The sequence below is a fragment of the Allobosea sp. WAO genome, assembly GCF_001509835.1.
Taxonomy (GTDB): domain Bacteria; phylum Pseudomonadota; class Alphaproteobacteria; order Rhizobiales; family Beijerinckiaceae; genus Allobosea.
Genome location: NZ_JXTJ01000018.1, coordinates 153,145 through 176,138, shown reverse-complemented (window position 1 = coordinate 176,138; position 22,994 = coordinate 153,145). Strand labels below are relative to the sequence as shown.

Sequence of the window (22,994 nt, the reverse complement as noted above, 5' to 3'; positions counted from 1 at the left end):
CCATGGCCCGCATGACCATGATCGAGGCCATCCGCTCGGCCCTCGACGTCTCCATGGGCCGGGACGACAACGTCGTCGTCTATGGCGAGGATGTCGGCTATTTCGGCGGCGTCTTCCGCTGCACCCATGGCCTGCAGCAGAAATACGGCGTCAACCGCTGCTTCGACGCGCCGATCAGCGAGCTCGGCATCGTCGGCACCGCGATCGGCATGGCGGCCTATGGCCTGCGCCCCTGCGTCGAGATCCAGTTCGCCGACTACATGTACCCGGCCTACGACCAGATCGTCTCCGAGGCGGCGCGCCTGCGCTATCGCTCGGCCGGCGATTTCACCTGCCCGATGGTGATCCGCATGCCGACCGGCGGCGGCATCTTCGGTGGCCAGACCCATAGCCAGAGCCCGGAAGCTCTCTTCACCCATGTCTCCGGGCTGAAGACGGTGGTGCCGTCCAATCCGCGCGACGCCAAGGGCCTGCTGATCGCAGCGATCGAGGATCCGGATCCCGTGATCTTCCTCGAGCCGAAGCGGCTCTATAACGGCCCGTTCGACGGCCATCACGACCGCCCGGTCACGCCCTGGTCGAAGCACGAGCTCGGCGAGGTCGAGGAAGGCCATTACACCATCCCGCTCGGCAAGGCGGCGATCCGCCGCGAAGGCGCGGCCGTCACCATCGTGACCTACGGCACCATGGTGCATGTCGCGCAGGCTGCCGCCGAAGAGACCGGCATCGATGCCGAGATCATCGACCTGCGTACCCTGCTGCCGCTCGATCTCGATGCGATCGTCGCCTCCGTCTCGAAGACCGGGCGCTGCATCGTCCTGCACGAGGCGACGCTCACATCGGGCTTTGGTGCGGAGCTGGCCGCGCTCGTACAGCAGCACTGCTTCTACCATCTGGAGGCGCCGATCATGCGCGTCACCGGCTGGGACACGCCCTATCCGCACGCACAGGAATGGGCCTATTTCCCCGGCCCCGCCCGCGTCGGCGCCGCGCTGCGCGAGATCATGGAGAGCCGCTGATGGCCGAGCGCATCATCAAGCTGCCGGATGTCGGCGAGGGCATCGCCGAGGCCGAGCTGGTCGAGTGGCACGTCAAGGTCGGCGACATCGTCCGCGAGGACGATCTCATCGCCGCCGTGATGACCGACAAGGCGACCGTCGAAATTCCCTCCCCCGTCGAGGGCGAGGTGACCTGGGTCGGTGCCGAGATCGGCGACACGGTCGCGATCGGCTCGGCACTGGTCAAGCTGAAGGTCGCCGGCGACGGCGCGGCGGTCCAGGAGGCAGAAGCGCCGGCCGAGCCCGAAGCGCCGGTCGAGCCGCCCAAGGAGAAACCGGCGGCGGCGACCCAAGCTGCGCCGGCCGCGGCTCCCGAGCCTGCTCCGAAACGGATGCCGACACCGAAGCCCGCGGCGGCACCCGCCCGACCGGCGCCCGTCGCGGCAGCCGCCCCGCGCCGCGCTGCCGGCGAGAAACCGCTGGCCTCCCCGGCCGTCCGGCTGAAGGCGCGCGAGGCCGGCGTCGACCTGCGCCAGGTCCAGGGCTCCGGCCCGGCCGGCCGCATCACCCATGAGGACATCGACGGCTTCATCCAGCACGGCCCCGAGGCCCCGGCCAAGGGCGGGCTGGTTGCCAGGACGGCGGTGACCGAGGTCAAGGTCGTGGGCTTGCGCCGTCGCATCGCCGAGAAGATGGCGCTGTCGAAGTCGCGCATCCCGCACATCACGATTGTCGAAGAAGTCGACGTCTCCGCTCTCGAAGACCTGCGCGCCGCGCTCAACAAGAAGCCGACCGCCGAGCGGCCGAAGCTGACCCTGCTGCCCTTCCTGATGCGGGCCATGGTCAAGGCGCTCGCCGAGCAGCCGGCGCTGAACGCGCTCTATGACGACGAAGCCGGGATCGTGCGCCAGCATGCCGGCATCGACATCGGCATCGCGACGCAGACGCCGTCGGGCCTGATCGTGCCGGTGGTCAAGCATGCCGAGGCGCGCGACCTCTGGGGCTGCGCCTTCGAATTGTCGCGCCTCGCCGAACGTGCCCGCGACGGCACCGCGACGCGCGACGAGCTCACCGGCTCGACCATCACCATCACCTCGCTCGGCGCGCTCGGCGGCATCGCCACCACGCCGGTGATCAACCATCCCGAGGTCGCGATCGTCGGCGTCAACAAGATGGTGGTGCGCCCGGTCTGGGACGGCGCCACCTTCGTGCCGCGCAAGATGATGAACCTCTCCTCCAGCTTCGACCACCGCGTCGTCGACGGCTGGGACGCTGCCGTCTTCGTGCAGCGCCTCAAGCAGCTGCTGGAAACCCCCGCGACGCTGTTCGTGGACCTGTGAGCGGCGGGAGCGAGCCATGACCGAAATCACCTGCAAGCTCCTCGTCATCGGCGCCGGCCCGGGCGGCTATGTCTGCGCCATCCGTGCCGGCCAGCTCGGCATCGACACCGTCATCGTCGAGAGCACCAAGCTCGGCGGCACCTGCCTCACTGTCGGCTGCATCCCCTCCAAGGCGATGATCCATGTCGCCGAGGAGTTCGAGAAGGCGGCCCATGCCGCCGCCGGGAAGACACCGTTCGGCCTGACCGCCGCCGAACCCAAGCTCGACCTGAAGCAGGCCGTCGCCTGGAAGGACGGCATCGTCCAGCGCCTCAACAACGGCGTCGCAGCCCTCCTGCGCAAGGCCAAGGTCAAGATCGTCCATGGCCAGGCCCGCTTCCGCGACGGCAAGACCGTGGCGGTCGAGACCGAGACCGGCCCGAAGGTGATCAAGGCCGAGACCGTCGTGATCGCGACCGGCTCCGTCCCCGTCGAGCTGCCCTTCCTGCCCTTCGGCGGCAACGTCATTTCCTCGACCGGCGCGCTGGCGCTGACCGAATTGCCGAAGCGCCTCGTCGTGGTCGGCGGCGGCTATATCGGGCTCGAGCTCGGCACCGCCTTCGCCAAGCTCGGCAGCAAGGTCACCGTGGTCGAGGCGCAGGAGAAGATCCTGCCGCTCTACGATGCCGAACTGACCGCGCCGGTCGCCAAGAGCCTCTCGGCGCTCGGCGTCGAGGTCCTGACGGGCGCCAAGGCGCTCGGCAAGGCCGCCAAGGGCGACGGCCTGCGCATCGAGACCGCCGACGGCAAGGAGCGCGAGCTTCAGGCCGACAAGATCCTGGTCACCGTCGGCCGAGCGCCTGCGACCGCCAAGCTCGGCCTCGACGAGCTCGTGCTCGACATGGATGGCCGCTTCATCCGCATCGGCGAGCGCTGCGAGACCTCGATGCGCGGCATCTACGCCATAGGCGACGTCACCGGCGAGCCGATGCTGGCCCACCGCGCCGTGGCGCAGGGCGAGATGGTCGCCGAGATCGTTGCCGGCGAGCCGCGGATCTGGGACAAGACCTGCATACCCGCGATCTGCTTCACCGATCCCGAAATCGTCTCGGCCGGCCTCTCGCCGGCAGAGGCCAAGGCCGCCGGCTTCGAGGTCAAGCTCGGCCAGTTCCCCTTCCAGGCCAATGGCCGCGCCATGACCCGTCATGCCGAGGCCGGCTTCGTGCGCGTCGTCGCCCGGGCCGACAACCATCTCGTCCTCGGCATCCAGGCGGTCGGACAGGGCGTCTCGGAGCTTTCCGCCGCCTTCGGCCTCGCCATAGAGATGGGCGCGAGGCTGGAGGACATCGCCGGCACGATCCACGCCCATCCCACCCTGGGCGAGGCCTTCCAGGAATCGGCGCTGAAGGCGCTCGGCCACGCGCTGCACATCTGAGGTGAACGCAGGCAGGGGTACAACCCGGCGAGGGTTGACGTCGCGGCGCAGGCCGCTTCGACTGGCAGGATGGGCCGCGACGGGCCCGCCCTGACTGCCGGAGCCTGCCGCCGTGACCGAACCCTGCGATCTCGATGCCGTCACCGCCCGCCGCCTGATCGGCGAGAAGAAGCTCTCCGCGACCGAACTGCTCGAAAGTTGCTTGAGCCGCATCGATGCGGTCGATCCCGCCGTCAACGCCATGGTGGCGCGCGACGACGAGCGCGCCCGAGCCACGGCCAAGGCCGCCGATGCGGCAACCATGCGCGGCGACGCCCTGCCGGCCCTGCACGGCCTGCCGATCGGCATCAAGGACCTCGAAGACGTCGCGGGGCTGCGTACCACCTATGGCAGCCCGCTCTTCGCCAATCACGTGCCGAAACAGGACCAGCTGATCGTCGCATCTGTCCGCCAGGCCGGCGCCGTCATCGTCGGCAAGACCAATACGCCCGAATGGGGCGCCGGCGCCAACACCCGCAACGCCGTCTACGGCGTCACCGGCAATCCCTTCGACCCCTCGCGCTCGGCCGCCGGCTCCTCCGGCGGCTCGGGCGTCGCGCTCGCGACCAACATGGTGCCGATCGCAACCGGCTCCGACACCGGCGGCTCGCTGCGCAACCCGGCCGCCTTCAACGGCATAGTCGGCTTCCGCCCCTCGCCCGGGCTAGTGCCGAGCGACAAGCGGGCGCTCGGCTGGAATCCGCTCTCGGTGCTCGGTCCGATGGCGCGCACCGTCCCCGATCTTTGCCTGCTGCTCTCGACCATGGTCGGCGACGACGCCTGCGACCCGCTGGCGACGACGGTCCATGGCAGCACGGTGCGCCGCCCCGAGGATTTCGCCCGCGCACAAGCTTGCGACCTTGCCTCGCTGAAGGTCGCGATCACCCCCGATTTCGGCTTCGCGCCCACCGAGAAGCACATCCGCGAGGTCTTCGCCGACAAGGTCGGACGCTTCAGCAGCCTCTTCGCCCGCGCCGACGAGGCGACGCCGGATTGCGCCGGCACCGATGAGAGCTTCGAGGTGCTGCGCGCCGTCAACTTCCTCGCCGGGCAGTATGAGCGGGTGCGCGACACGCCGGAAAAGGTCGGCCCCAATGTCCGTGCCAATGTCGAGGAAGGCCTGCGCTATGGCCCGCTCGACATCACCCGGGCGCTGAAGCAGCAGACCGTGATCTACAATGCCTGGCAGCGCTTCTTCACCGATTACGACGTCATCCTGTCGCCGGCGATGACGCTGTCGCCGCGCCCCTGGTCGGAGCTCTATCCCGCCGAGATCGACGGCAAGCCGACGCGGACCTACTTCCACTGGCTCGCCATGGCGTATGCGGTGACCATCGTCGGCCACCCGGCGATCTCGCTGCCGGTCGGGCTCGACCGCAACGGCATGCCCTTCGGCCTGCAGATCGTCGGCCCGCGCGGCGGCGACGCCAAGGTGCTTGCCGTTGCGGCAGCGCTTGAGTCACTCTTGGCCGGCGATCCGCTGACGGCGCGCCCGGTGCCGGACATCACCAGACTGAAGGCGGCGCCGAGGCTCGCGGACAGCCCGAATTTCCTCGGCTTCGACTAGCGGGCAATCAGCCACGTCTCGTTCCATCAAGAGCAGAAAGAACAAGTTTCATCGACTGTCAGACTCAATCATAAAAGGGGAGAGACCATATGAAACGCCGTCAGTTTCTGCAGGGCACGGCAGCCGCCGCCCTGTTCGCTCCAGCCATGACACGGGGCGCATTCGCTCAAGCGGCGAACGCCACCGTGATGAAGATGGCGCCGCAGGCCAATCTCACCTCGCTCGACCCGATCTGGACGACGGCGACCGTCACCAACAACCATGGCTACTACGTCTTCGACACGCTCTATGGCGGTGATCTCAATCTGAAGCCGCAGCCGCAAATGGCCGAGGGCCACGAGATCTCGGCCGACGGCAAGGTCTGGAAGATCAAGCTGCGCGAGGGCCTCGCCTTCCATGACGGCCAGCCCGTGCGGCCGGCCGACTGCATCCAGAGCCTGAAGCGCTGGTGCCAGCGCGATCCATACGGCCAGCTCCTGATCAAGGCCGTCGAGGCCTGGGGCGCCCCCGACGAGCGAACGATCGAGATCAAACTGACCCGGCCCTTCCCGATGATGCTGGATTGCCTCGCCAAAGCCGACAACCCGCCCTTCATCATGCCCGAGCGGCTGGCGCAGACCGACGCGACCAAGCAGGTCACCGAGATGACCGGCTCCGGCCCCTACAAGTTCATCGCCGCCGAGTATGTCACCGGCAGCCGCGTGGTCTACGAGAAGAACGAGGCCTACAAGCCGCGCAGCGAGCCGCCGAGCCGCAATGCCGGCGGCAAGGTCGCACATTTCAAGCGCATCGAATGGCCGATCCTGCCCGACCCGGCGACCGCCGCCGCCGCCCTGACCAAGGGCGAGATCGACTGGTGGGAGCGCCCGCTCGCAGATCTTCAGCCCCTGCTCGCCCGGAGCCCCGACGTCACCCGCGAGGTCATCGACAAGAACGGCCGCGGCTCGATCATGCGGCTGAATCATCTGCAGCCGCCATTCAACAATCCCAAGGTCCGCGCCGCCGTCCGCATGGGCGTCAATCAGGAAGACTATATGCGGGCCTCGCAAGGCGACGACACCACCGCCTGGCAAATCTGCCGGAACCTCTGGTGGCGCGGCACGCCCTACTACACCGGCGAGCTCGAGGACCTGATGCCGCAGAGCCTCGACAAGGCCAAGGCGGCGCTGAAGGCCTCCGGTTACAATGGCGAGAAGGTCGTCATCATCAACCCGACCGACTTTCCCGATATCGGCCCGCTCGGTGACGTCACCTACGAGCTGCTGAAGTCGATGGGCATGAATGTCGAGATGGCGGCGAGCGACTGGGGCACGGTGATCCAGCGCCGCAACAGCCGCGAGCCGGTCGAGAAGGGCGGCTGGAGCATCTTCCACACCACGGGCGCGGCGGTCGGCTGGGGCAACCCGGCGCTCTCCAATCTCGTCCGCGGCCCGGGCGAGAAGGGCTGGTTCGGCTGGTGGACCAATGCCAAGGCTGAGGAACTGGCCGAGGAATGGCTCTATGCGCCGGACGAGGCCGCGCAGAAGAAGGCAGCCGTCACGCTGGGCCGGCTCGCACTCGAGGAATGCGCCACCATCCCGCTCGGCCAGTTCGTCATCAAGACCGCGTATCGCAAGAACCTGACCGGCATGCTGCCGGGCTCGGCACCCTATCCCTGGGGGCTGAAGCGGGTTTGATAGGGTGGCTGACCGTGACGCGTGAAACGCGGGGAACCCTCTCCTGTAAGGAGAGGGTAGGGTGAGGTGTAGGCCGTTCGACCAGTTGCGTGAGGCCTGACCGCGCGGTCGGACTCCGGCCAACGATTCAGCTTCCGAACACCTCACCCCTACCCCTCTCCTTCCAGGAGAGGGGTTTTGTGTCGCGGTTCTCGTGCCCTACGAGGCCGCGACCGCCGCCGACCAGGGCGAGGCGGCGTCGCTGATCCCCTCCGCCGCGCCCTTCTCCGCCCGGATGATGTTCGGGCAGGCGAAATTCAGCGGCAGCACGCCGTGCTCGACCACGGTGAGCGGCCCAACCGCCGCGAGCGCGTCCAGCGTTTCCTCCGGCAGGCGGGCATCGGCGCTGGTGCCGTCCGGGCCGGAGACGTCGATGCGCGGCTGATGCGCAGCATCCTCGAGGCTCATCCCGCTATCCAGTGTGAAGGCAAGCGTCTGGTAGACGCTGGCGAGGATGCGACGCCCGCCCGAGGCACCGGCGGCATGGCGCGGCCAGCCGCCATCGGTAGGGGTCACCACCACCGGGCACATATTGCACAAGGGCCGGGCTCCTGGCGCGATCGCATTGGCGCTACCGGGGCGCGGATCGAACCACATCATGCCGTTATTCATCAGCACGCCGGTCTCGGGCAGGACATAGCGGCTGCCCATCGAGGAGAGCAGCGTCGTGGTCAGGGCGACGAGATTGCCCTCGCCATCGACCACGGTGAGATGGGTGGTGCAGGTCTCGCCCGGCTCCTTCGCCATCTGCGCTGCGCCGAGACCTTCGAGCCGGCTCGAATAGGCCTCGCGCATCACCTTGGAGAGCCTGGCGAACCAGGCGGCATCGGGCCCGCCGGCCTTAGGCCGGCTCTCCGCCATCCCCTCGACCACCGCCTGCAGGGTCGGCGCCGCCGTCAGCCCGCCGGCGGTGTGGATCCGATGCGTGCCGCGCCAGTCGATCACCGGCGCCTCGCGCACGCTGGCGGCGCAATCGGCGAGGTCCTGCGCATCGACGACGCCGCCGGCCGCCGCGATGTCGGCGGCCAGCCGCCCCGCCAGTTCGCCGCGGTAGAAATCGTCGAGCCCGGCCTTGGCGAGCTGCTCCAGCGTCGCCGCGAGATTGCCGAGCGGCCGGAAGCCCGGCACACCCTGATAGGGCGGCACCGGCGGCAAACCGTCCGGCAGATAGATCCGGGCGCTCTCCTCATAGAGCCGCAGCACCGAGGCCGAGGAGGCGATCTTCAGCGTCGTGTACCAGTCCAGCGCCAGCCCGCGCCTGGCGAGCGCGATCGCCGGCTGGAGCAGTTCGGAGACCGGCATCGTCGTGCCGAAGCGCTCCTTCAGCGTCTTGTAGCCGGCGACGGAGGACGGGATGCAGAAGGACAGCGGCCCGTGGATGTTGCGGTCGCCGACCACGCCCGGCCAGGCGAAGAAGTCGAGCTTCATCTCGCCGGTCAGCGGATAATCGGCCGGGTCGGCCCGGCGCGGGGCGACGGGACCGAAATCGACGACCTGCGCCCGGCTCTCGCCCGCCTTCAGCACGACGCCGAAGCCGATGCCGCCGAGCCCGCTGTTCCAGGGCTCGACCGCGGCCAGGGCGAAAGCGGTCGCGACCGCGGCATCGGCGGCGTTGCCGCCGGCTTCGAGGATCGCGGCACCTGCTGCCGCCGCCTCATGGTTCTGCGAGACGACGATGCCGCCACGCCCACGCGCCGCGGGCTTTTCCAGCTTCCAGTTCTGCGTGCGATAGGCCTCAGTGCGGCGCGGTTCGGCGGTCATGCTCGGTCTCTCCGGACGGTCTCGCGGCCAAGGTGGCATGGCCGCCGGCCGTGGTCATCGGCCGTCGGCGAAGGGCTGCCACGCATTCACAGCGTGCGCAGTTCCTCCTTCTTGACCTTGCCGGTCGCAGTCATCGGCAGAGCCGGGACGATGCGGATTTCCGGCACCTTGTAGGCTGCCATCCGCGCCTTGCACCAGGCGATGAGCGCAGCCTCGTCCGGCTGCTCGGACGCCGCGGGGTTGAGGCAGATATAGGCGACCGGCACCTGGCCGCGCTCGGCATCCTCGCGGCCGATCACGCCCGAACCTGCGATCGCCGGATGCTGGCCGAGCAGCGCCTCGATCTCGGCCGGGAAGACGCTCATGCCCTTGACCTTGAGCATCTCCTTGCGCCGGCCGAGGAAGTGGAGATAGCCCTCGGTGTCGATCACGCCGATATCGCCGGTGTGCAGGAAGCCGCCGCGGATAGCCTCGGCGGTCGCCTCCGGCTTGTTCCAGTAGCCCTTCATCAGCGAGGGCGAGCGCATGCAGATTTCGCCTTCCTCGCCGAGCGGCTTCAGCGCGCCGGTCTCGAAATCGCAGATCTTGAACTCGGTCCCGGCCTGCGGCAGGCCGACGAACACCGGCTGCGACAAAAGGTCGAAATCGTCCTGCTGCATGCCGACGCTGAACGAATCCATGGTGTGCGTCTCGGTCATGCCCCAGGCGGCCTCGACCATGATGCCGCCGGTCAGCTCGCGCCAGCGCCGGCGGAACTCCGGGTTGAGCTTCTTGACGAAGGACGAGACCCGCACCCGCTTCAGCGACGAGAGGTCGAAATCACGCATACGCTCGTGCTCGAGCACCTCGACCGTGTTGTCGACGAGCAGATAGGAAAAGCTCGCTTGGTAGCGCTCGACCGCCGCCATGAAGCCGACCGGGTCCCAGCGCGCCATCAGCACGACGGTCGCCCCCGCGACGATCGGGAAGAGCAGGCCGGTATCCTCGCCGGCGATCCAGAAGATCGGCACGAAATTGACGACGACATCGTCCGGCGTCAGCGCGAAGCTGGTCGCGAGCGAGGTGCCAGCCGTGTAGAGCATGTCGGCTTGCGTATGGACGCAGCCTTTCGGCATGCCGGTGGTGCCGCCGGTATAGTTCAGCGCCGCGACCGCATCGAGATCGGGGACGATTTCCGGCACCTCGCCGCGGCAGGCATCCAGTGCCGGCATCAGCTCGATCTCGCCTTCGCCGGCCGGGAGGCGCGACTGCAGCACGGCGGCAGGCGCCGGAAAGCTCGGCTCGGCCGGCATGAAATCGGCAAAGCCGGTGACGAAGACCGTCTTCACCGAGGTTTCGCCGCGGACCTTGCGCAGCACCGGCAGCAGCGCGTCCAGGCAGATGACGACTTCGGCCGCGGTATCGTTGAGCTCATAGGCAAGTTCGGCCTCGCGGAAGAGCGGGTTCACCGGCACATGCACGCATCCGAGCTTCAGGATGCCGAAAAAGGCGATCATGAATTGCGGGCAGTTCGGCAGGAAGACCGCGATCCGATCGCCGCGGCGCACGCCATGCTCGTCGAGCAGCGCGGCGAAACGGTCGCTCAGCCGGTCAAGCTCGGCATAGCTGATCTCCCGGCCGTAGAAGATGCAGGCGGGCTTTTCCGGCTGGCGCCGCGCCCATTCCCTGAGATGCTCGCTGATCGCGATCTCGCCCAGCGGATAATGCGGCTTTCGCGGCAACTCGGGCGGCCAGGCCTTGTCCCAGAGCGCGTGCAACCCAGCCAGATAGGCGGCTTCCTGCAACTGCAAGCCCTTCCTCCCACTCTCCCCTGGCGCCCTCTGGGTGGCGCTGCGATGACCTTGAGAAGAATCGATCTTTCAGGGCGCCGCAAGTGCGCAGGCGCCCGGCTGGAGCCGGGCACCACGGTTCGTTCACCTGCCCAGGACGAGATTGGGCAGCCAGGTCGTGAGCGGCGGCCAGAGCGTGATCGCGGTGAGCACGGCAAGCAGGGGAAGCAGCCAGGGCACGATCGCCCGCGACATCGCCTCGAACGAGATCTTGGCGATCTTCGAGGTGACGAAGAGTACGACCCCGACCGGCGGCGTGATCGTGCCGATCATCAGGTTGAGCACGAAGATCAGGCCGAACTGGATGGGGTCGATGCCGAACTGCGCTGCCGCCGGCACCAGGATCGGGATCAGAATCAGCATCGCCGCCAGCGCTTCCATGAAGCAGCCGACGAAGAGCAGCAACAGATTGACGATCAGCAGGAAGACCAGCGGATTGCCGGCGAGATCGACGATCATCGGCCCGACCGTCTGCGGAATGCGCGAGATCGACAGGCACCAGCCGAGCGCCGCTGCCGTCATCACCAGCGCGAGCACGACGCCGGTCGTCTCGACCGTTTGCACGACGAGTTCCGGCAGATCGTTCAGCGAGAAGCTGCGATAGACGAAGAGGCCGAGCACGATCGCATAGGCGGTCGCGACCGCCGCCGCCTCCGTCGGCGTGAAGATGCCCAGCATCATGCCGCCGAACAGGATGACCGGCGTCATCAGCGCCCAGTGTGCCTCCTTGTAGGCGACCCAGAGCTGCGCCGTTCCCGGGAATGGATGACGCGGCAGGTCGCGCTTCTTGGCGACATAGACCACCATCGCCATCAGCGCGCCGGCCATCAGCAGGCCGGGGATGACGCCGGCGAGGAAGAGCCCACCGATCGAGACGTCGGCGGAGACGCCATAGATCACCATCGGCAGCGAGGGCGGGATGATCGGGCCGATCGTCGCCGAGGCTGCGGTGATCGCAGCGGCCGTCTCGGCATCGTAGCCCTCGTCCTGCATCGCCTTGATTTCGAGCGTGCCGACGCCGCCGGCATCGGCCACGGCCGAGCCCGACATGCCGGCGAAGATCACGCTGGCGAGGATGTTGGCGTGGCAGAGGCCGCCGCGCAGCCAGCCGACGCAGGCCGTAGCGAAGGCAAAGATCCGGTCGGTGATCCCCGCCGAATTCATGATGTTGCCCATTAGGATGAAGAGCGGCGCCGCCAGCAGCGGGAAGGAATTGGCGGACTGCGCGATCTTCTGTGGCACGATGCCGAGCGGAAAGCCGCCGAGAAAGGCGAAGGCGATGGCCGCCAGCCCCATCGAGACGAAGAGCGGCACGCCGAGCAGCAGCGCGGCGAACCAGACCGGCAGGATCTGCAGCATCAGCGTGCTCATAGCGGCTGCGTCCCCGGCTCGGCGGTTTCGATCTTGCGACCGGCGATGACGTCGCCGATCTCAGCCAGCGCCTGCAGGATCAGGGCGAGCCCGGCGAGCGGCATCACCACATAGAGCGCCGCACTCGACACCGGCAGCGCGATCGATTCGACATCCCAGTTCCGCTCGATCAGCCCGAAGGAATAGCGGACCAGGATCGCCGCGAAGAGGATGATCGCGGCTTGCGTCGCGACCTCCAGCACCCGCCCTGCCGCTTTAGGCAGGAGATCGGCGAAGACGGTGATGCGGATATGCGAGCGCCGTCTCGCCGCGATGATCCAGCCGACGAAGCCGGTCCAGACCAGGAGGTATTGCGCGAGCTCGTCGGTCCAGGCCAGCGGTGCGTTGAGCTGGCGCGAGGCGACGCCGAGCAGCACCGCGACGAGCAGCGAAAGCAGGAGGCCGACGGCGGCGGCGCGGACCAGGCGGTCGGTGAGGGCGACGAGGGATTTCAAACGCGGCTTCCCCGATGTCAGAGATCCGAAAGTCCGGGTAACGCCGTCATGCTCGCCCTTGTGGCGAGCATCCACGTCTCGGGCACCGCACTCGATTGGCGGAGCGAAGGCGTGGATGGTCGGGACGAGCCCGACCATGACGGCAGGGTAAAAGACCCTTACAGCGCCGCGAGCGCGTCCCAGGTGCCCTTGCCCCATTTGCCCTCGAACTGCTTCGGCAGGCTCGCCAGAACCGGCTTGCTGAAGCTTTCGAGGTCGGGCTCGGTGACGGTCATCCCGGCCGCCTTCAGCGTCGCGACGAGGCTGCCCTCCTGGCTCGAAAGCTCGGCATCCTGCCAGGCGACGCCATTGGCGATGGCGGCTTCGAGGATCGCCCGGTCGGCGTCCTTCAACCCCTTCCAGAAATCCTGGTTGATGACGATCAGCCGCGGCGTGATGATGTGGCCGGTCAGGATCAGGTGCTTCTGCACCTCCTGCAGCTTGGCGCTGTGGATCGTCGGCAGCGGGTTCTCCTGGCCGTCGACCGCGCCCTGGCTGAGCGCGAGGTAAAGCTCGTTGAAGTTGACGGGCGTCGCCTTGGCGCCCCAGGCCTCGACCATGGCGCGGAAGGTATCGACCGGCGGCACCCTGAGTTTCAGGCCGGCGACGTCGGCGGCGCTCTTCACCGCCTTGGAACCGGTCGTGAGATGGCGCTTGCCGTAATAGGTCACCGCGGCCATGCGCATGCCGCGCTTCTTGATCAGCTCCTCGTTCATCTGGGTAAAGACCGGAGCCTTGGCGACCTTCGCCATATGGGCGGGGTCGCGCCAGAGATAGGGCGCCTCGACCACCGAGAGCTGCGGCAGGAAGGAGCCGAGCGCCGCGGCGCCGTCCGTCGTCATGGTCAGCGCGCCCGAGGCGACCGCTTCCATCATGTCCTTGCCGGAGCCGAGCTGGCCGGCAGGGAAGGACTGGATGTCGACGCGGCCGGAGGTCTTCTCCTTCACCTCCTTGGCGATGCGGTCGACCATCTGCACCTGCGGATGGGTCGTCGGCAGCATCTCGCCCCAGCGCAGCACGGTCGCTTGGGCCCGCAGGACGGTCGGCATCGCGATCGCGGCACCGGCCGCGGCGGAGCCGGCGAGAAAGGCACGCTTGGTCAGCATCGTCATGATTGTCCTCCTCCCAACGCGGCCGGTTTTCCGGCTCACTTCATCCTTTAGGCCCTGTCATTCCTCGTCGTCTCAGTAGCTCATCGCCCGGGTCCGGGCGTTGTTGATGTGCTCGCTCATCGCCGCGGCGGCCGCCTCCGGATCGCGCGTTTCGATCGCCGCGATGATCTTCAGATGGTCCTGCATCACCGGCACGATGATGCTGTTGTGGATGCGGGTCTCGTATTGCCGGATCAGCCGGATCTTCAGCCAGGTGACGCGGAAAGCCTGGCTGACGATGTCGTTGTCGAGGTGATCGATGATCGCCTCGTGCATCAGCCGGTCGACATCCTCGGCCTCCTCGATCAGCGCCTGCCCCTCTTCGCCGGCCTCGGCGCGCCGCACGATCGCCTCGTGACGCTCGCGCTGCTCGGCGATCTCGGCGTCGCTGGCATTGCGCGCATAGGCCGCCGTCGCCTCCTTTTCGAGGAAGAGCCGGAACTGGAAGGCATTGCGAATCAGGTTGAGGTCGACATGCGCGACCTGCATGCCGCGCTGCGGCACGGTCTTGATCAGCCCTTCGGCTTCCAGCCGCGGGATCAGCTCGCGGATGGCCCCGAGCGGAAAGCCCGTCATCGCGACGAGCTCGCGCTGGGTGACGAACTGGCCCGGCTTGATCTCGCGCGCGAGCAGCCGCTCGGTGAAGCTGGCATAGGCCCGCTCCCTGAGCTTCAGCGGCTCGCCTTCGCGCTCCGGCTCGGACTGGCTCATCTCATCCCTTTCACGCCGCCTTGGCGCGTGTGATCTGGTCGAAGGCCGCGAAGAGCCGCTTGCGCTGGCCCTCGTCGAGCGCCGTCAGCGGCGCCCGCATCGCGCCATAGCCGGCATCGCCATGCAGATGGCCGACCAGCGCCTTCACCGCCGGCAACACCGGATAGGAGCAGATCTCGTCGACCAGCGCATTGACGACCGGGTTCTCGATGCCCTCATAGACCAGCGGCCGCAAGAGCTGCGGCACCAGATTGGCGACGCCGCAGATCGAGCCCTGCGCCCCGGCCCTGACCGCCCGCGCCAGGAGGCGCTCATCGCCGACCAGGATGGCGAGTTCGCCATGCGCCTTCAGGAAGGCTTCTGTCGTCGGGTAGTCGCAGGAGGAATCCTTGACGCCGGTGACGACGCCCGGAAACGCCTTCTTCAGCCGCTCGACCAGACCAACCGAGATGTTGACCGCCGTCACCGAGGGGATGTGGTAGAGGATCGTGTTGCGCGCCGACGGGCCGAGCTTCTCGAAGAACTGTGAGAACCAGGCATAGAGCCCCTCGTCGCTGACGCCCTTGAAGTAGAAGGGCGGCGCGACCAGCAGCCCCTTCGCCCCGATGTTCAGCGCCGTCTGTGCCTGCTCGACCGCCTCGTGCAGCGAGGAGGCGGCGATGCCGGCATAAATCTGCGTGGCCGGGTCGATGCCCGCACCGACCAGCGCGCCCAGCATCGCGGTACGGGCCGGGGCGCCGAGCGCAGCGCCCTCGCCGGTGGTGCCGAACAGAGTAACGCTGTCGCAGCCATTGGCCAAGACGTAGCGGGCGTGATGGACGAGCCGCGGCAGGTCGACGGCGCCGCCCTCCCGCATCGGCGTGGTGATGGCGCAGGAGAGGCCGAAGCGATTGGTGTCGAGAGCCATGGAGATCGTCTTTCCCAAAGCGTGTTAAACTGACATGTTAGATAGAGGTTAGCGCGCAGACAGTCTAGCGGCAAGCGGCTCAGCCATCCTTGAGTCCTCCGGCGGAGAGGCCGGCGACGATCTCGCGCTGGGCGAGCACGGTCAGCAGCAGCACCGGCAGCGTCACCAAGAGCGCGGCGGCCGCGAGAGGTCCCCAGGAGATCTGCTCGAAGGTCAGCGAGTTGTAGACGGCCGAGGGCAGCGTCCGGCTCGCCTTGCCGCCCAGCACCACCGAGAAGATGAAATTGTTCCAGGAGAAGATGAAGGCGAGGATACCACCGACGACGATGCCGGGCCGGGCCAGTGGCAGGGCCACATGGCGGAAGGCCTGCCAGGTCGTGGCGCCGTCGATGCGTGCGGCGTCCTCGAGCTCCATCGGAACGTTCTCGAAGTACCCGATCATGATCCAGACGATGATCGGAATGGTGATCACGAGATGGGTGATGACCAGCGCGGTGATCGTGCCGACGAGGCCGGTGATCTGGAACAGCAGGAAGAGCGGGATCAGATAGGACAGCGCCGGCGTCATCCTTGCGATCAGGATCAGGATCGCAAACTTGGTCGCCTTGCCGCGCGCGATGCCGTAGCCGGCCGGCACGCCGACGAGGAGGCCGACCAGCACGGCTCCGCCTGTGACCAGGATCGAGTTCCAGAGGTAGAGCGCGAAATTGTTCTTCTCGAACACGTCGAGATAGTTCGCCAGCGTCGGCGGGTTCGGGATGAAGACCGGCGGGAAGGCGGTGTTGTCGAGCTCGTTCTTCAGCGAGAGCGAGATCATCCAGAGGAAGACCAGCACCGCCGGCGAGACCAGCACGAAGACCGAGGCGTAGAAGCCGAGCTTCTTGGCGAGCCGCTTCATCACGCGTTCCACTTCGACTTCTGGCGCGCATAGAGCAGCAGCAGCGAGAGCATGATGATGATCACGAAGAAGATCACCACGACTGCCGAGGCGTAGCCGATCTTGTAGAACTGGAAGGCCTGCAGATAGAGGAAGATGTTCAACGTCTCGGAGGCCGTGCCCGGGCCGCCCTGGGTGATCACGAAGATCGTGTCGAACGCCTTCAGCGCATCGATGGTGCGGATCACGATCGCCACCATGATGAAGGGCCAGACCAGCGGCAGCGTGATGTGGCGGAACATGTGCCAGTCATTGGCGCCGTCGATCAGCGCGGATTCGTAAGGCTCCCGCGGCAGCCCGGCGAGGCCGCCGAGCACGATCAGCATGACCAAAGGCGTCCAGTGCCAGACCTCGACCAGGACCAGCGTCGGGATCACGGTGCTGGGCGAATAGACCCAGGGCTGCGGGCCGATGCCGATAAGCGAGAGCAGATAGTTCAGCACGCCGAGCTGCGGATGGAACATCATCGTCCAGACCAGCGCCACCGCGACCGGCGTCGCCATCATCGGCATCACGAAGATGGTGCGCAGCAGTCCGCGGAACGGGAATTCGCGATGGAAGACCAGGGCCGCGGCGGTCCCGAAGACGATCGGCAGCACCACGGCGAGCACCGTGAAATAGAAGGTGTGCCCCATCGACTCGATGAAGCGCGGATCGCGCAGCAGCTCGGCATAGTTCTGCAGGCCGACGAATTCCGGCCCGCCGCCGATCTTCCAGTCCTGGCTCGACATGTAGAGCGTGAACAGCCAGGGGAAGACGATCACGCTGGCGACGATCAGCACCGCCGGCAAAGAGAACAGCCAGTAGCGCGGCGTGAAATCCTTCGAATCCGCCGCAGGTGGCTGCGCCGGGTTCGCGAGGCCGGAAGCTGGCAAGGTGGTGCTGGTCATCTGCTGCTCTGGAAACTCGCGCCGTCATGCTCGCCCTTGTGGCGAGCATCCGCGTCTTGAACATCGCCCTGCCTAAGGGGAGGCGTGGATGGTCGGGACAAGCCCGACCATGACGCGTCCCGCGGCAGGCTGTTGGCCCTCAGCCCTGCTCGCTCTTCGCCAGCACCGGCGCGAAGGCCTCGGTCGCCTTCTTCAGCTCGGCCGCAACATCGGCCCCGCCGATCATGTTGGTCAGGCCGACGCCGAAGACGTCGCGGAACTCGGTGACCGGGACGATCTGCGGCAGCGCGGCGCGGGCGATCTTCGCCGAGTTCAGCAGGCAGTCGAAATACTGCTTGCCGAACTTCGAAGACTCGATCGTCGCCTTGTCGAGATAGGCCGAGGAACGGGCCGGGGCGCCGGCGCCGGCCTTCAGCATGGCGAGCTGCTGGGCCTTGTTGGTGATGAACTGGATGTAGAGCCAGGCTGCTTCCTTCTTGGAGGAGCCGCGCGAGATGCCAATGCCGTCGCCGAACATGCCGGCATGGTGCGCCTTCGGCCCCGGCGGAGTGACGCCATAGCCGACCTTGCCGACGATGCGCGACTTCGAGGGATCCTCGAGCGGGGTCGCGAAGCCGATGCCGTCGAGCCACATCGCGGCGCGGCCCTGCATGAAGGTGGTCTGGCATTCGTTCCAGTTGAAGCCGACCGAGCCGACCGGGCCGGTGTCCTTGTTCAGCTTCTTGTAGAGCTCGCCCGCCCAGATCGCCTCCGGCGTGTCGGTCAGGAGCTTGCCGTCGGACGAGGTGGTCTCGACGCCCTGGCCGAGCAGCAGGCAGGCCCAGACCGGGACGTTGGCGTTCTTCAGCCCGCGCGAGACGAAGCCGGCGACGCCCTTGGCCGGGTCATGTAGCTTGGCCGCGGCGACCGCCATCTCGTCCATGGTCTTGGGGTAGGCGACGCCCTTCGCGTCGAAGAGCTCCTTGTTGTAGTAGACCATCCAGTAGTCGACGAAATAGGGCAGCGTATCGAGCGCCCCGTCGGCCTGACGAGCATAGGCGACCGCGCCAGCGCCGAAATCCTCGAAATTGAAGTCGGGCGAGGTCAGCGAGGCGTCCTTGATGAAGGGCGAGAGATCGGCGAACCACTTGCCCTTGGCCGCCATGCGCTTCTGCACATGCAGCGAGATCGCGCTGACGTCGAAGCTCGGCTTGCCCGAGGCGAATTCGATCACGGCCTTCTGGCGCTGCTGCTGCTCCGGCACCTGCTCGGAGGAGACCTTGATGCCGGTGAGCTCGGTGAACTCCTTCTCGGCGGCCTGGAACAGGTCGGAGCGCGGGTTCTTGACCAGCAGCACGTCGATCGACTGGCCGGAGAAGCGCTTCCAGTTGAAGGCGGCCTGGGCATGCGCCTCGCGCAGCACCAGCGGCGAGGCGACCGCCCCGGTGGCGCCGAGCGCAGCGGCGCCGCGCAGCAGGGCGCGCCGGGTCGGCTTCAGAATGCTGTCGGTCATGGTCGTCCTCCCTGTGGACTTGAGAAGGCCGCTCCGGGCCCTTTGATCCAATGCCGGCAGGCCGCGCCCGCGAAGGGCCGGCCCGTGCCGAGGCAGCGACGCTAGTCCGGTTCAAAGCCGGTTGCAAGCTGACATGTTGGCGTGCACATAGTGTTGAACCTCCAGCAGGCAAGCCTCACGCCCATGACGGTTTCGACGCTCCCCTCAAGACCGCTCGGCCGCTCCGGCCTGATGCCGAGCGCGCTCGGTTTCGGCGGTGCTCCGCTCGGCGATCTCTATGCCCATCTCGACGAGGCAACCGCCATCGCGACCGTCGAGGCGGCGCTCGCCGCCGGCGTCAGCCTGATGGATACCTCGCCGCTCTATGGGCACGGCCTGTCGGAGCACCGCATCGGCGCTGCGCTCAGGCGCTCCGGCAGGAAGGACGTCCTGATCTCGACCAAGGTCGGCCGCGTCGCGGAGCCCTTCGCCGGGCGCGGTGACGGCTCGGGCTATCTCGGCGGCCTGCCGCACGGGCTGCGCTTCGACTACTCCTATGATGGCGCGATGCGCTCGCTCGAGCAGTCTGCGCTGCGCCTCGGTGTCGACCATCTCGACATCGTCCTGATCCACGACGTCGATATTTGGACCCATGGTGCCGCGCAGATCGAAACGCGCTTCGCCGAAGCCATGGACGGTGCCTACCGCGCCCTCGACGGGCTGCGCTCGGCCGGGGCGGTGAAGGCGATCGGCGTCGGCGTCAACGAGGCCGAGATGTGCGAGCGCTTCGCCCGCGCCGGCGATTTCGACGCCATGCTGCTCGCCGGGCGCTATTCCCTCCTGGAACAGCCGGCGCTCGCCTCCTTCATGCCGCTCGCCTTGGAGAAGGGCATCGGCCTGATGCTGGGCGGCGTCTTCAACTCCGGCATCCTGGCGACCGGCCCGGTGCTGGCCGCACGTTATAATTACCGGCCGGCCCCGCCGGAAATTCTCGCCCGCGTCGCCGAAATCGAGGCCGTCTGCGCCCGCCATGGCGTGCCCTTGCGCCGCGCCGCCCTGCAGTTCCCGCTCGGCCACCCCGCAGTTTCGAGCCTGGTGATGGGCGCCGTCAAACCCGCTGAGGTCGCTGACCAGCTCACCGAGCTTTCCGCTCCCATTCCCGCCGCCCTCTGGGCCGAGCTGAAGGCAAGAGGGCTGCTCGGCGCCGATGTTCCGGTTCCGGGGTGAGGCCATGCGGATCGACGCTCATCAGCATTTCTGGAGCCTCGCCCGCGGCGATTATGGCTGGCTGACCCCAGCGCTCGGCGCAATCCATCGCGATTTCGGCCCCGACGATCTCGAGCCGCTGCTGGCCCGCCACGGCATCTGCCGCACCATCCTGGTCCAGGCCGCGCCGACCGAGGCAGAGACGGCCTATCTGCTCGATCTCGCGGCGAGCACCCCCTTCGTCGCCGGCGTGGTCGGCTGGACCGATTTCGACGCCGGCAATGCCGCGGAGCGCATCGCCTCCCTCGCCGGAAACAGCCTGCTGCTCGGCCTGCGCCCCATGGTCCACGACATCGCCGATGAGGGCTGGCTGGCGCGCGCGAGCCTCGGACCGGCCTTCCGGGCCATGGCTGAGCACGGCCTCATCTTCGACGCCCTGCTGAAGCCCCGCCACATCGCGCCGATGCTTGCCGTGCTCGAGCGCCATCCCGAGCTTTCCGTCGTCATCGACCATGGCGCCAAGCCCGATCTCGCGCGCGGTGAGATCACCGCCTGGCGCACCGGCATGACCGCGCTTGCCGCTCACCCCCAGGTCTTCTGCAAGCTCTCGGGGCTCGTCACCGAGGCCCGCACCGACTGGACCCTCGCGACGCTACGGCCTGTCGTCGAGCATCTGCTCGATGCATTCGGGCCGGCGCGCCTGATCTGGGGCAGCGACTGGCCGGTGGTGACGCTGCGGGCAAGCTATGCACAGTGGTTCGGCGCCGCGGATGCCTTGCTGGCCGCCCTGCCGGACGCACAGCGCGAAGCCATCCTCGGTGGCAATGCCCGCCGGCTCTATCTCTCGCAGCGTGGACGCAACTGAGATGCTCAGGAACTTAGACCCCGTCCTCTCCGCCGATCTGCTCTGGGTTCTCGCTGCCATGGGCCATGGCGACGACCTCGCTCTGGTCGATGCCAACCATCCCGCCGAAAAGATCGCACGCGCCACCACGAGCGGACGCTTGATCCGTCTGCCCGGCCTCACCATGGCACGGGCGGCCAGGGCGATCCTCTCGGTGCTGCCAATCGACGATTTCGAGCCGGAGCCGGCCCGCCGCATGCTGGTCGTCGGCGATGCCGACGCGATCCCGGAGGTCCAGCGCCAGGTCGCGCACGAGCTCGCCAAGGCCCTCGGCCGCCCTGAGCCGCTCGCCGGGATCGAACGCTTCGCCTTCTACGAAGCGGCCAAGGCGAGCTTCGCCGTGGTCCAGGTCGGCGATCCCCGGCCCTATGGCTGCTTCCTCTTCCGCAAGGGCGTGATCGCCGGCGAACCGGGCTAGACTTTGCTCCGACTACCCCGTTCTCTCTCGCGCACTAAAAGACATATTTACAATACATCTTTCATCGCCTAGAAGCACTTGCAGTCGGAATGTCAGTTAAGGGCAGTCGGAACGATGATCGACCGAGCACGACAGGACGCCCTCGCCGCGCCGGGCTCCGCTGGCACGACACCCGCCGCCGCAAGAGCGGTTCGACCGACCAATCATCTGCCTGCCGAAGGTGACAGCACTTTGGTACCGATGCTGGTCAGCGGCCTCGTGCTGGTCGTCATCGCCATGGTCGGCGTGATGATGTTCGCCTGACGGAGGAGCGTCCCCGCCAACCTCATATCCCCGGCCCGAAAGCGCCGATCATGCGGGCTATGGCAGCAGGCCAGAGCCGCCGTCCCGGCCGTTATCCCCGCTTGCGCGCGTCGAGCCAGACATGCTTGCGCCAGGTCGGCGGCAGCAGCCGGTCGCCGAGACCGTGCCGCTCTTCCAGCCCGATCAGGAACCGCTGCGCGGTGTTCTTGGGTCTGCGGCTCTCATAGGCGGCGTTCACTGCGAACACCTCGACCGGGTCCAGCCCGAGCATGGCCGGCAGCGCCTGGAACTCCGACAGCGTGTATTCGCGATGGTGGCCGATGAACGGATTGCCGTCATGGAAGAAGGCTGAGAAGGATTCGTGCACGGTCTTTCCGCGCAGCAGCCGCATCCGCATGTCGATGCGGGCGACATTCGGCGTCGACAGGCAGAGGCGGCCACCCGGAACCAGCGCCTCGGCCATCGCGGTCAGCACCGGCTTCGGCGAATGGTCGAAATGCTCGATCGTTTCGAAGGCGACGGCGACGTCGAAGGTCGCGGCGGGCAGCGGCGTCTGGAAGACATCCGAACGCTGAATTTCGATGCCGAGCTTGTCGAACAGCTTCAGCCGGCGTCTGACCTCCTCCGGGAAGCCCTGCATGTCGCCGTCGATATAGGGCAGGGTATCGACGATGGTCACGGCAGTGCCGAGCACATGCGCGACGACGAGATAGGCCGAGGTGCTGCCGCCGATATCGCACAGCCGCCCACCGGGATGGGAAGCCAGAGCGGCCGCGATCTGCATGCGCGCGCTGATTGCCTTCTGGTCGCCGAGCAGACGGAGGGCTTCAGTAACCGCTGCATTGAAATCGGCTGCCAAAATATTGCGACGCCGCAGAATCCGCTCGACTGTGGGATGCATGGATCTAGCTGTTAGATACGATCGACAGGCAAAAAGTAATCATGCACGTCAATTCAAGCCCCGGATTGCTCTTTACGCAGAAGAGCTGCGGACACTCATTCGAGCTGCTGGCAGCAATATTCGTCCTGTAGCCGGCCTGTCAATCGCGCCGAAGATCGTCTCCGTACCGGCGCCGAAGCTCTCTCCTGAGGACTGCAGCACAGGAACGTCCCATCGGCGCACGACGGCCCACCGGACCGCCCAGGTCTCCGCGCCGTCCAGACGGACGAAAGCGCCGAAATGCAGGAAAGGACATGGTGCGCTTGTCCGCAGCGAGATCGAACCCGAAAGGCTCGGAAGGGCGACAGCCGCGGGCCGGTCAGGCCGCCCTATCGGAGCGGTGAGCGAAGCGAATTCGCGTGAGATATGGATAATGGTGCCCCTGGCCGGGATCGAACCAGCACTCCTTGCGGAACTCGATTTTGAGTCGAGCGCGTCTACCAATTCCGCCACAGGGGCCCCTTGCGGGCGGCGCGGACTATAGCTGTCGATCCCGTCCGGTCAATCTCGCGTGAGCGGCTTTTTCGCACGGTGCTCCGCGATGGACGCGACGGGCGGAGGCGGATAGCTAGAAGCGCATCCATTCCGG

The 22,994-nt window shown here is 67.2% G+C and carries 20 protein-coding genes and 1 tRNA gene; 9 read left to right on the top strand and 12 right to left on the bottom strand.

Annotated features, from left to right (window positions below):
• Positions 1 to 2: 2 nt before the first annotated feature.
• The 5 genes from DK26_RS26690 (at position 3) to DK26_RS26670 (ending at position 7,034) form a co-directional block, all read left to right on the top strand.
• On the top strand, positions 3 to 1,019 hold the full coding sequence (locus DK26_RS26690; RefSeq protein WP_066479393.1) for an alpha-ketoacid dehydrogenase subunit beta: 1,017 nt from the start codon (positions 3 to 5) through the stop codon (positions 1,017 to 1,019).
• Positions 1,019 to 2,338 carry a dihydrolipoamide acetyltransferase family protein gene (locus tag DK26_RS26685; RefSeq protein ID WP_066479387.1) on the top strand — a complete coding sequence of 440 codons (1,320 nt, stop codon included), beginning with the start codon at positions 1,019 to 1,021 and terminating at the stop codon, positions 2,336 to 2,338. Before DK26_RS26690 ends, DK26_RS26685 begins: the two co-directional genes overlap by 1 nt.
• 16 nt (positions 2,339 to 2,354) lie before the next feature.
• Positions 2,355 to 3,752, top strand: a complete 1,398-nt coding sequence (gene lpdA / locus DK26_RS26680) for a dihydrolipoyl dehydrogenase (protein ID WP_066479385.1) — start codon at positions 2,355 to 2,357, stop codon at positions 3,750 to 3,752.
• A gap of 112 nt (positions 3,753 to 3,864) precedes the next feature.
• Positions 3,865 to 5,358, top strand: coding sequence for an amidase family protein (locus tag DK26_RS26675; RefSeq protein ID WP_066479379.1), 1,494 nt, complete (start codon positions 3,865 to 3,867; stop codon positions 5,356 to 5,358).
• A gap of 89 nt (positions 5,359 to 5,447) precedes the next feature.
• A complete protein-coding gene (locus DK26_RS26670) occupies positions 5,448 to 7,034 on the top strand; it encodes an ABC transporter substrate-binding protein (RefSeq protein WP_066479376.1) in 1,587 nt (528 codons plus the stop codon).
• Between the two features lie 198 nt (positions 7,035 to 7,232).
• Here the strand turns inward: DK26_RS26670 and DK26_RS26665 are convergent, their stop codons facing one another.
• From DK26_RS26665 to DK26_RS26620, 10 genes are all read right to left on the bottom strand, one after another.
• Entirely contained in the window at positions 7,233 to 8,834 is a 1,602-nt protein-coding gene (locus DK26_RS26665; RefSeq protein ID WP_066479374.1) for a gamma-glutamyltransferase, read from the bottom strand.
• Positions 8,835 to 8,920: 86 nt separating this feature from the next.
• Positions 8,921 to 10,624, bottom strand: a complete 1,704-nt coding sequence (locus DK26_RS26660; protein ID WP_066479373.1) for an AMP-binding protein — start codon at positions 10,622 to 10,624, stop codon at positions 8,921 to 8,923.
• Between the two features lie 123 nt (positions 10,625 to 10,747).
• Entirely contained in the window at positions 10,748 to 12,034 is a 1,287-nt protein-coding gene (locus DK26_RS26655; protein WP_066479372.1) for a TRAP transporter large permease, read from the bottom strand.
• Positions 12,031 to 12,528 (bottom strand): TRAP transporter small permease, encoded by a 498-nt coding sequence (locus DK26_RS26650; protein WP_066479367.1) that lies wholly within the window; start codon positions 12,526 to 12,528, stop codon positions 12,031 to 12,033. The genes DK26_RS26655 and DK26_RS26650 overlap by 4 nt, the downstream gene beginning before the upstream one ends.
• A 158-nt stretch (positions 12,529 to 12,686) precedes the next feature.
• The gene (locus DK26_RS26645) at positions 12,687 to 13,679 is read right to left on the bottom strand and encodes a sialic acid TRAP transporter substrate-binding protein SiaP (protein ID WP_066479366.1); all 993 of its coding nucleotides are present in this window, start codon (positions 13,677 to 13,679) and stop codon (positions 12,687 to 12,689) included.
• Positions 13,680 to 13,751: 72 nt separating this feature from the next.
• Positions 13,752 to 14,429: a GntR family transcriptional regulator gene (locus tag DK26_RS26640; RefSeq protein WP_066479364.1), complete on the bottom strand. Its 678-nt coding sequence runs from the start codon at positions 14,427 to 14,429 to the stop codon at positions 13,752 to 13,754.
• Positions 14,430 to 14,439: 10 nt separating this feature from the next.
• A complete protein-coding gene (locus DK26_RS26635; protein WP_066479361.1) occupies positions 14,440 to 15,336 on the bottom strand; it encodes a dihydrodipicolinate synthase family protein in 897 nt (298 codons plus the stop codon).
• Positions 15,337 to 15,415: 79 nt separating this feature from the next.
• A complete protein-coding gene (locus DK26_RS26630) occupies positions 15,416 to 16,234 on the bottom strand; it encodes a carbohydrate ABC transporter permease (RefSeq protein WP_066479359.1) in 819 nt (272 codons plus the stop codon).
• Entirely contained in the window at positions 16,234 to 17,163 is a 930-nt protein-coding gene (locus tag DK26_RS26625) for a sugar ABC transporter permease (RefSeq protein WP_066479357.1), read from the bottom strand. The genes DK26_RS26630 and DK26_RS26625 overlap by 1 nt, the downstream gene beginning before the upstream one ends.
• 139 nt (positions 17,164 to 17,302) lie before the next feature.
• Entirely contained in the window at positions 17,303 to 18,655 is a 1,353-nt protein-coding gene (locus DK26_RS26620; protein WP_066479355.1) for a sugar ABC transporter substrate-binding protein, read from the bottom strand.
• Between the two features lie 183 nt (positions 18,656 to 18,838).
• On the opposite strand from DK26_RS26620, the gene DK26_RS26615 reads away from it, so the two are divergent.
• From DK26_RS26615 to DK26_RS26600, 4 genes are all read left to right on the top strand, one after another.
• Positions 18,839 to 19,861, top strand: a complete 1,023-nt coding sequence (locus DK26_RS26615) for an aldo/keto reductase (RefSeq protein ID WP_066479353.1) — start codon at positions 18,839 to 18,841, stop codon at positions 19,859 to 19,861.
• A 4-nt stretch (positions 19,862 to 19,865) separates the two neighbouring features.
• The gene (locus tag DK26_RS26610) at positions 19,866 to 20,705 is read left to right on the top strand and encodes an amidohydrolase family protein (RefSeq protein WP_066479638.1); all 840 of its coding nucleotides are present in this window, start codon (positions 19,866 to 19,868) and stop codon (positions 20,703 to 20,705) included.
• A 1-nt stretch (position 20,706) separates the two neighbouring features.
• Positions 20,707 to 21,162: an RbsD/FucU domain-containing protein gene (locus DK26_RS26605; RefSeq protein WP_066479349.1), complete on the top strand. Its 456-nt coding sequence runs from the start codon at positions 20,707 to 20,709 to the stop codon at positions 21,160 to 21,162.
• A gap of 114 nt (positions 21,163 to 21,276) precedes the next feature.
• The gene (locus tag DK26_RS26600; RefSeq protein ID WP_066479345.1) at positions 21,277 to 21,465 is read left to right on the top strand and encodes a hypothetical protein; all 189 of its coding nucleotides are present in this window, start codon (positions 21,277 to 21,279) and stop codon (positions 21,463 to 21,465) included.
• Positions 21,466 to 21,556: 91 nt separating this feature from the next.
• Here DK26_RS26600 and DK26_RS26595 read toward each other — a convergent pair whose 3' ends face one another.
• Both DK26_RS26595 and DK26_RS26590 read right to left on the bottom strand, forming a co-directional pair.
• Positions 21,557 to 22,249 (bottom strand): methyltransferase domain-containing protein, encoded by a 693-nt coding sequence (locus DK26_RS26595; RefSeq protein ID WP_184231729.1) that lies wholly within the window; start codon positions 22,247 to 22,249, stop codon positions 21,557 to 21,559.
• Between the two features lie 530 nt (positions 22,250 to 22,779).
• Positions 22,780 to 22,864, bottom strand: a tRNA-Leu gene (locus DK26_RS26590).
• Between the last annotated feature and the right edge of the window lie 130 nt (positions 22,865 to 22,994).

Coding starts and splice junctions, on each gene's coding strand:
- DK26_RS26690 (WP_066479393.1), top strand. CDS start 3: ATGGCCCGCATGACCATGATCGAGGCCATCCGCTCGGCCCTCGACGTC.
- DK26_RS26685 (WP_066479387.1), top strand. CDS start 1,019: ATGGCCGAGCGCATCATCAAGCTGCCGGATGTCGGCGAGGGCATCGCC.
- lpdA (WP_066479385.1), top strand. CDS start 2,355: ATGACCGAAATCACCTGCAAGCTCCTCGTCATCGGCGCCGGCCCGGGC.
- DK26_RS26670 (WP_066479376.1), top strand. CDS start 5,448: ATGAAACGCCGTCAGTTTCTGCAGGGCACGGCAGCCGCCGCCCTGTTC.
- DK26_RS26665 (WP_066479374.1), bottom strand. CDS start 8,834: ATGACCGCCGAACCGCGCCGCACTGAGGCCTATCGCACGCAGAACTGG.
- DK26_RS26655 (WP_066479372.1), bottom strand. CDS start 12,034: ATGAGCACGCTGATGCTGCAGATCCTGCCGGTCTGGTTCGCCGCGCTG.
- DK26_RS26645 (WP_066479366.1), bottom strand. CDS start 13,679: ATGACGATGCTGACCAAGCGTGCCTTTCTCGCCGGCTCCGCCGCGGCC.
- DK26_RS26640 (WP_066479364.1), bottom strand. CDS start 14,429: ATGAGCCAGTCCGAGCCGGAGCGCGAAGGCGAGCCGCTGAAGCTCAGG.
- DK26_RS26635 (WP_066479361.1), bottom strand. CDS start 15,336: ATGGCTCTCGACACCAATCGCTTCGGCCTCTCCTGCGCCATCACCACG.
- DK26_RS26630 (WP_066479359.1), bottom strand. CDS start 16,234: ATGAAGCGGCTCGCCAAGAAGCTCGGCTTCTACGCCTCGGTCTTCGTG.
- DK26_RS26625 (WP_066479357.1), bottom strand. CDS start 17,163: ATGACCAGCACCACCTTGCCAGCTTCCGGCCTCGCGAACCCGGCGCAG.
- DK26_RS26620 (WP_066479355.1), bottom strand. CDS start 18,655: ATGACCGACAGCATTCTGAAGCCGACCCGGCGCGCCCTGCTGCGCGGC.
- DK26_RS26615 (WP_066479353.1), top strand. CDS start 18,839: ATGACGGTTTCGACGCTCCCCTCAAGACCGCTCGGCCGCTCCGGCCTG.
- DK26_RS26610 (WP_066479638.1), top strand. CDS start 19,866: ATGCGGATCGACGCTCATCAGCATTTCTGGAGCCTCGCCCGCGGCGAT.
- DK26_RS26605 (WP_066479349.1), top strand. CDS start 20,707: ATGCTCAGGAACTTAGACCCCGTCCTCTCCGCCGATCTGCTCTGGGTT.
- DK26_RS26600 (WP_066479345.1), top strand. CDS start 21,277: ATGATCGACCGAGCACGACAGGACGCCCTCGCCGCGCCGGGCTCCGCT.
- DK26_RS26595 (WP_184231729.1), bottom strand. CDS start 22,249: ATGCAGATCGCGGCCGCTCTGGCTTCCCATCCCGGTGGGCGGCTGTGC.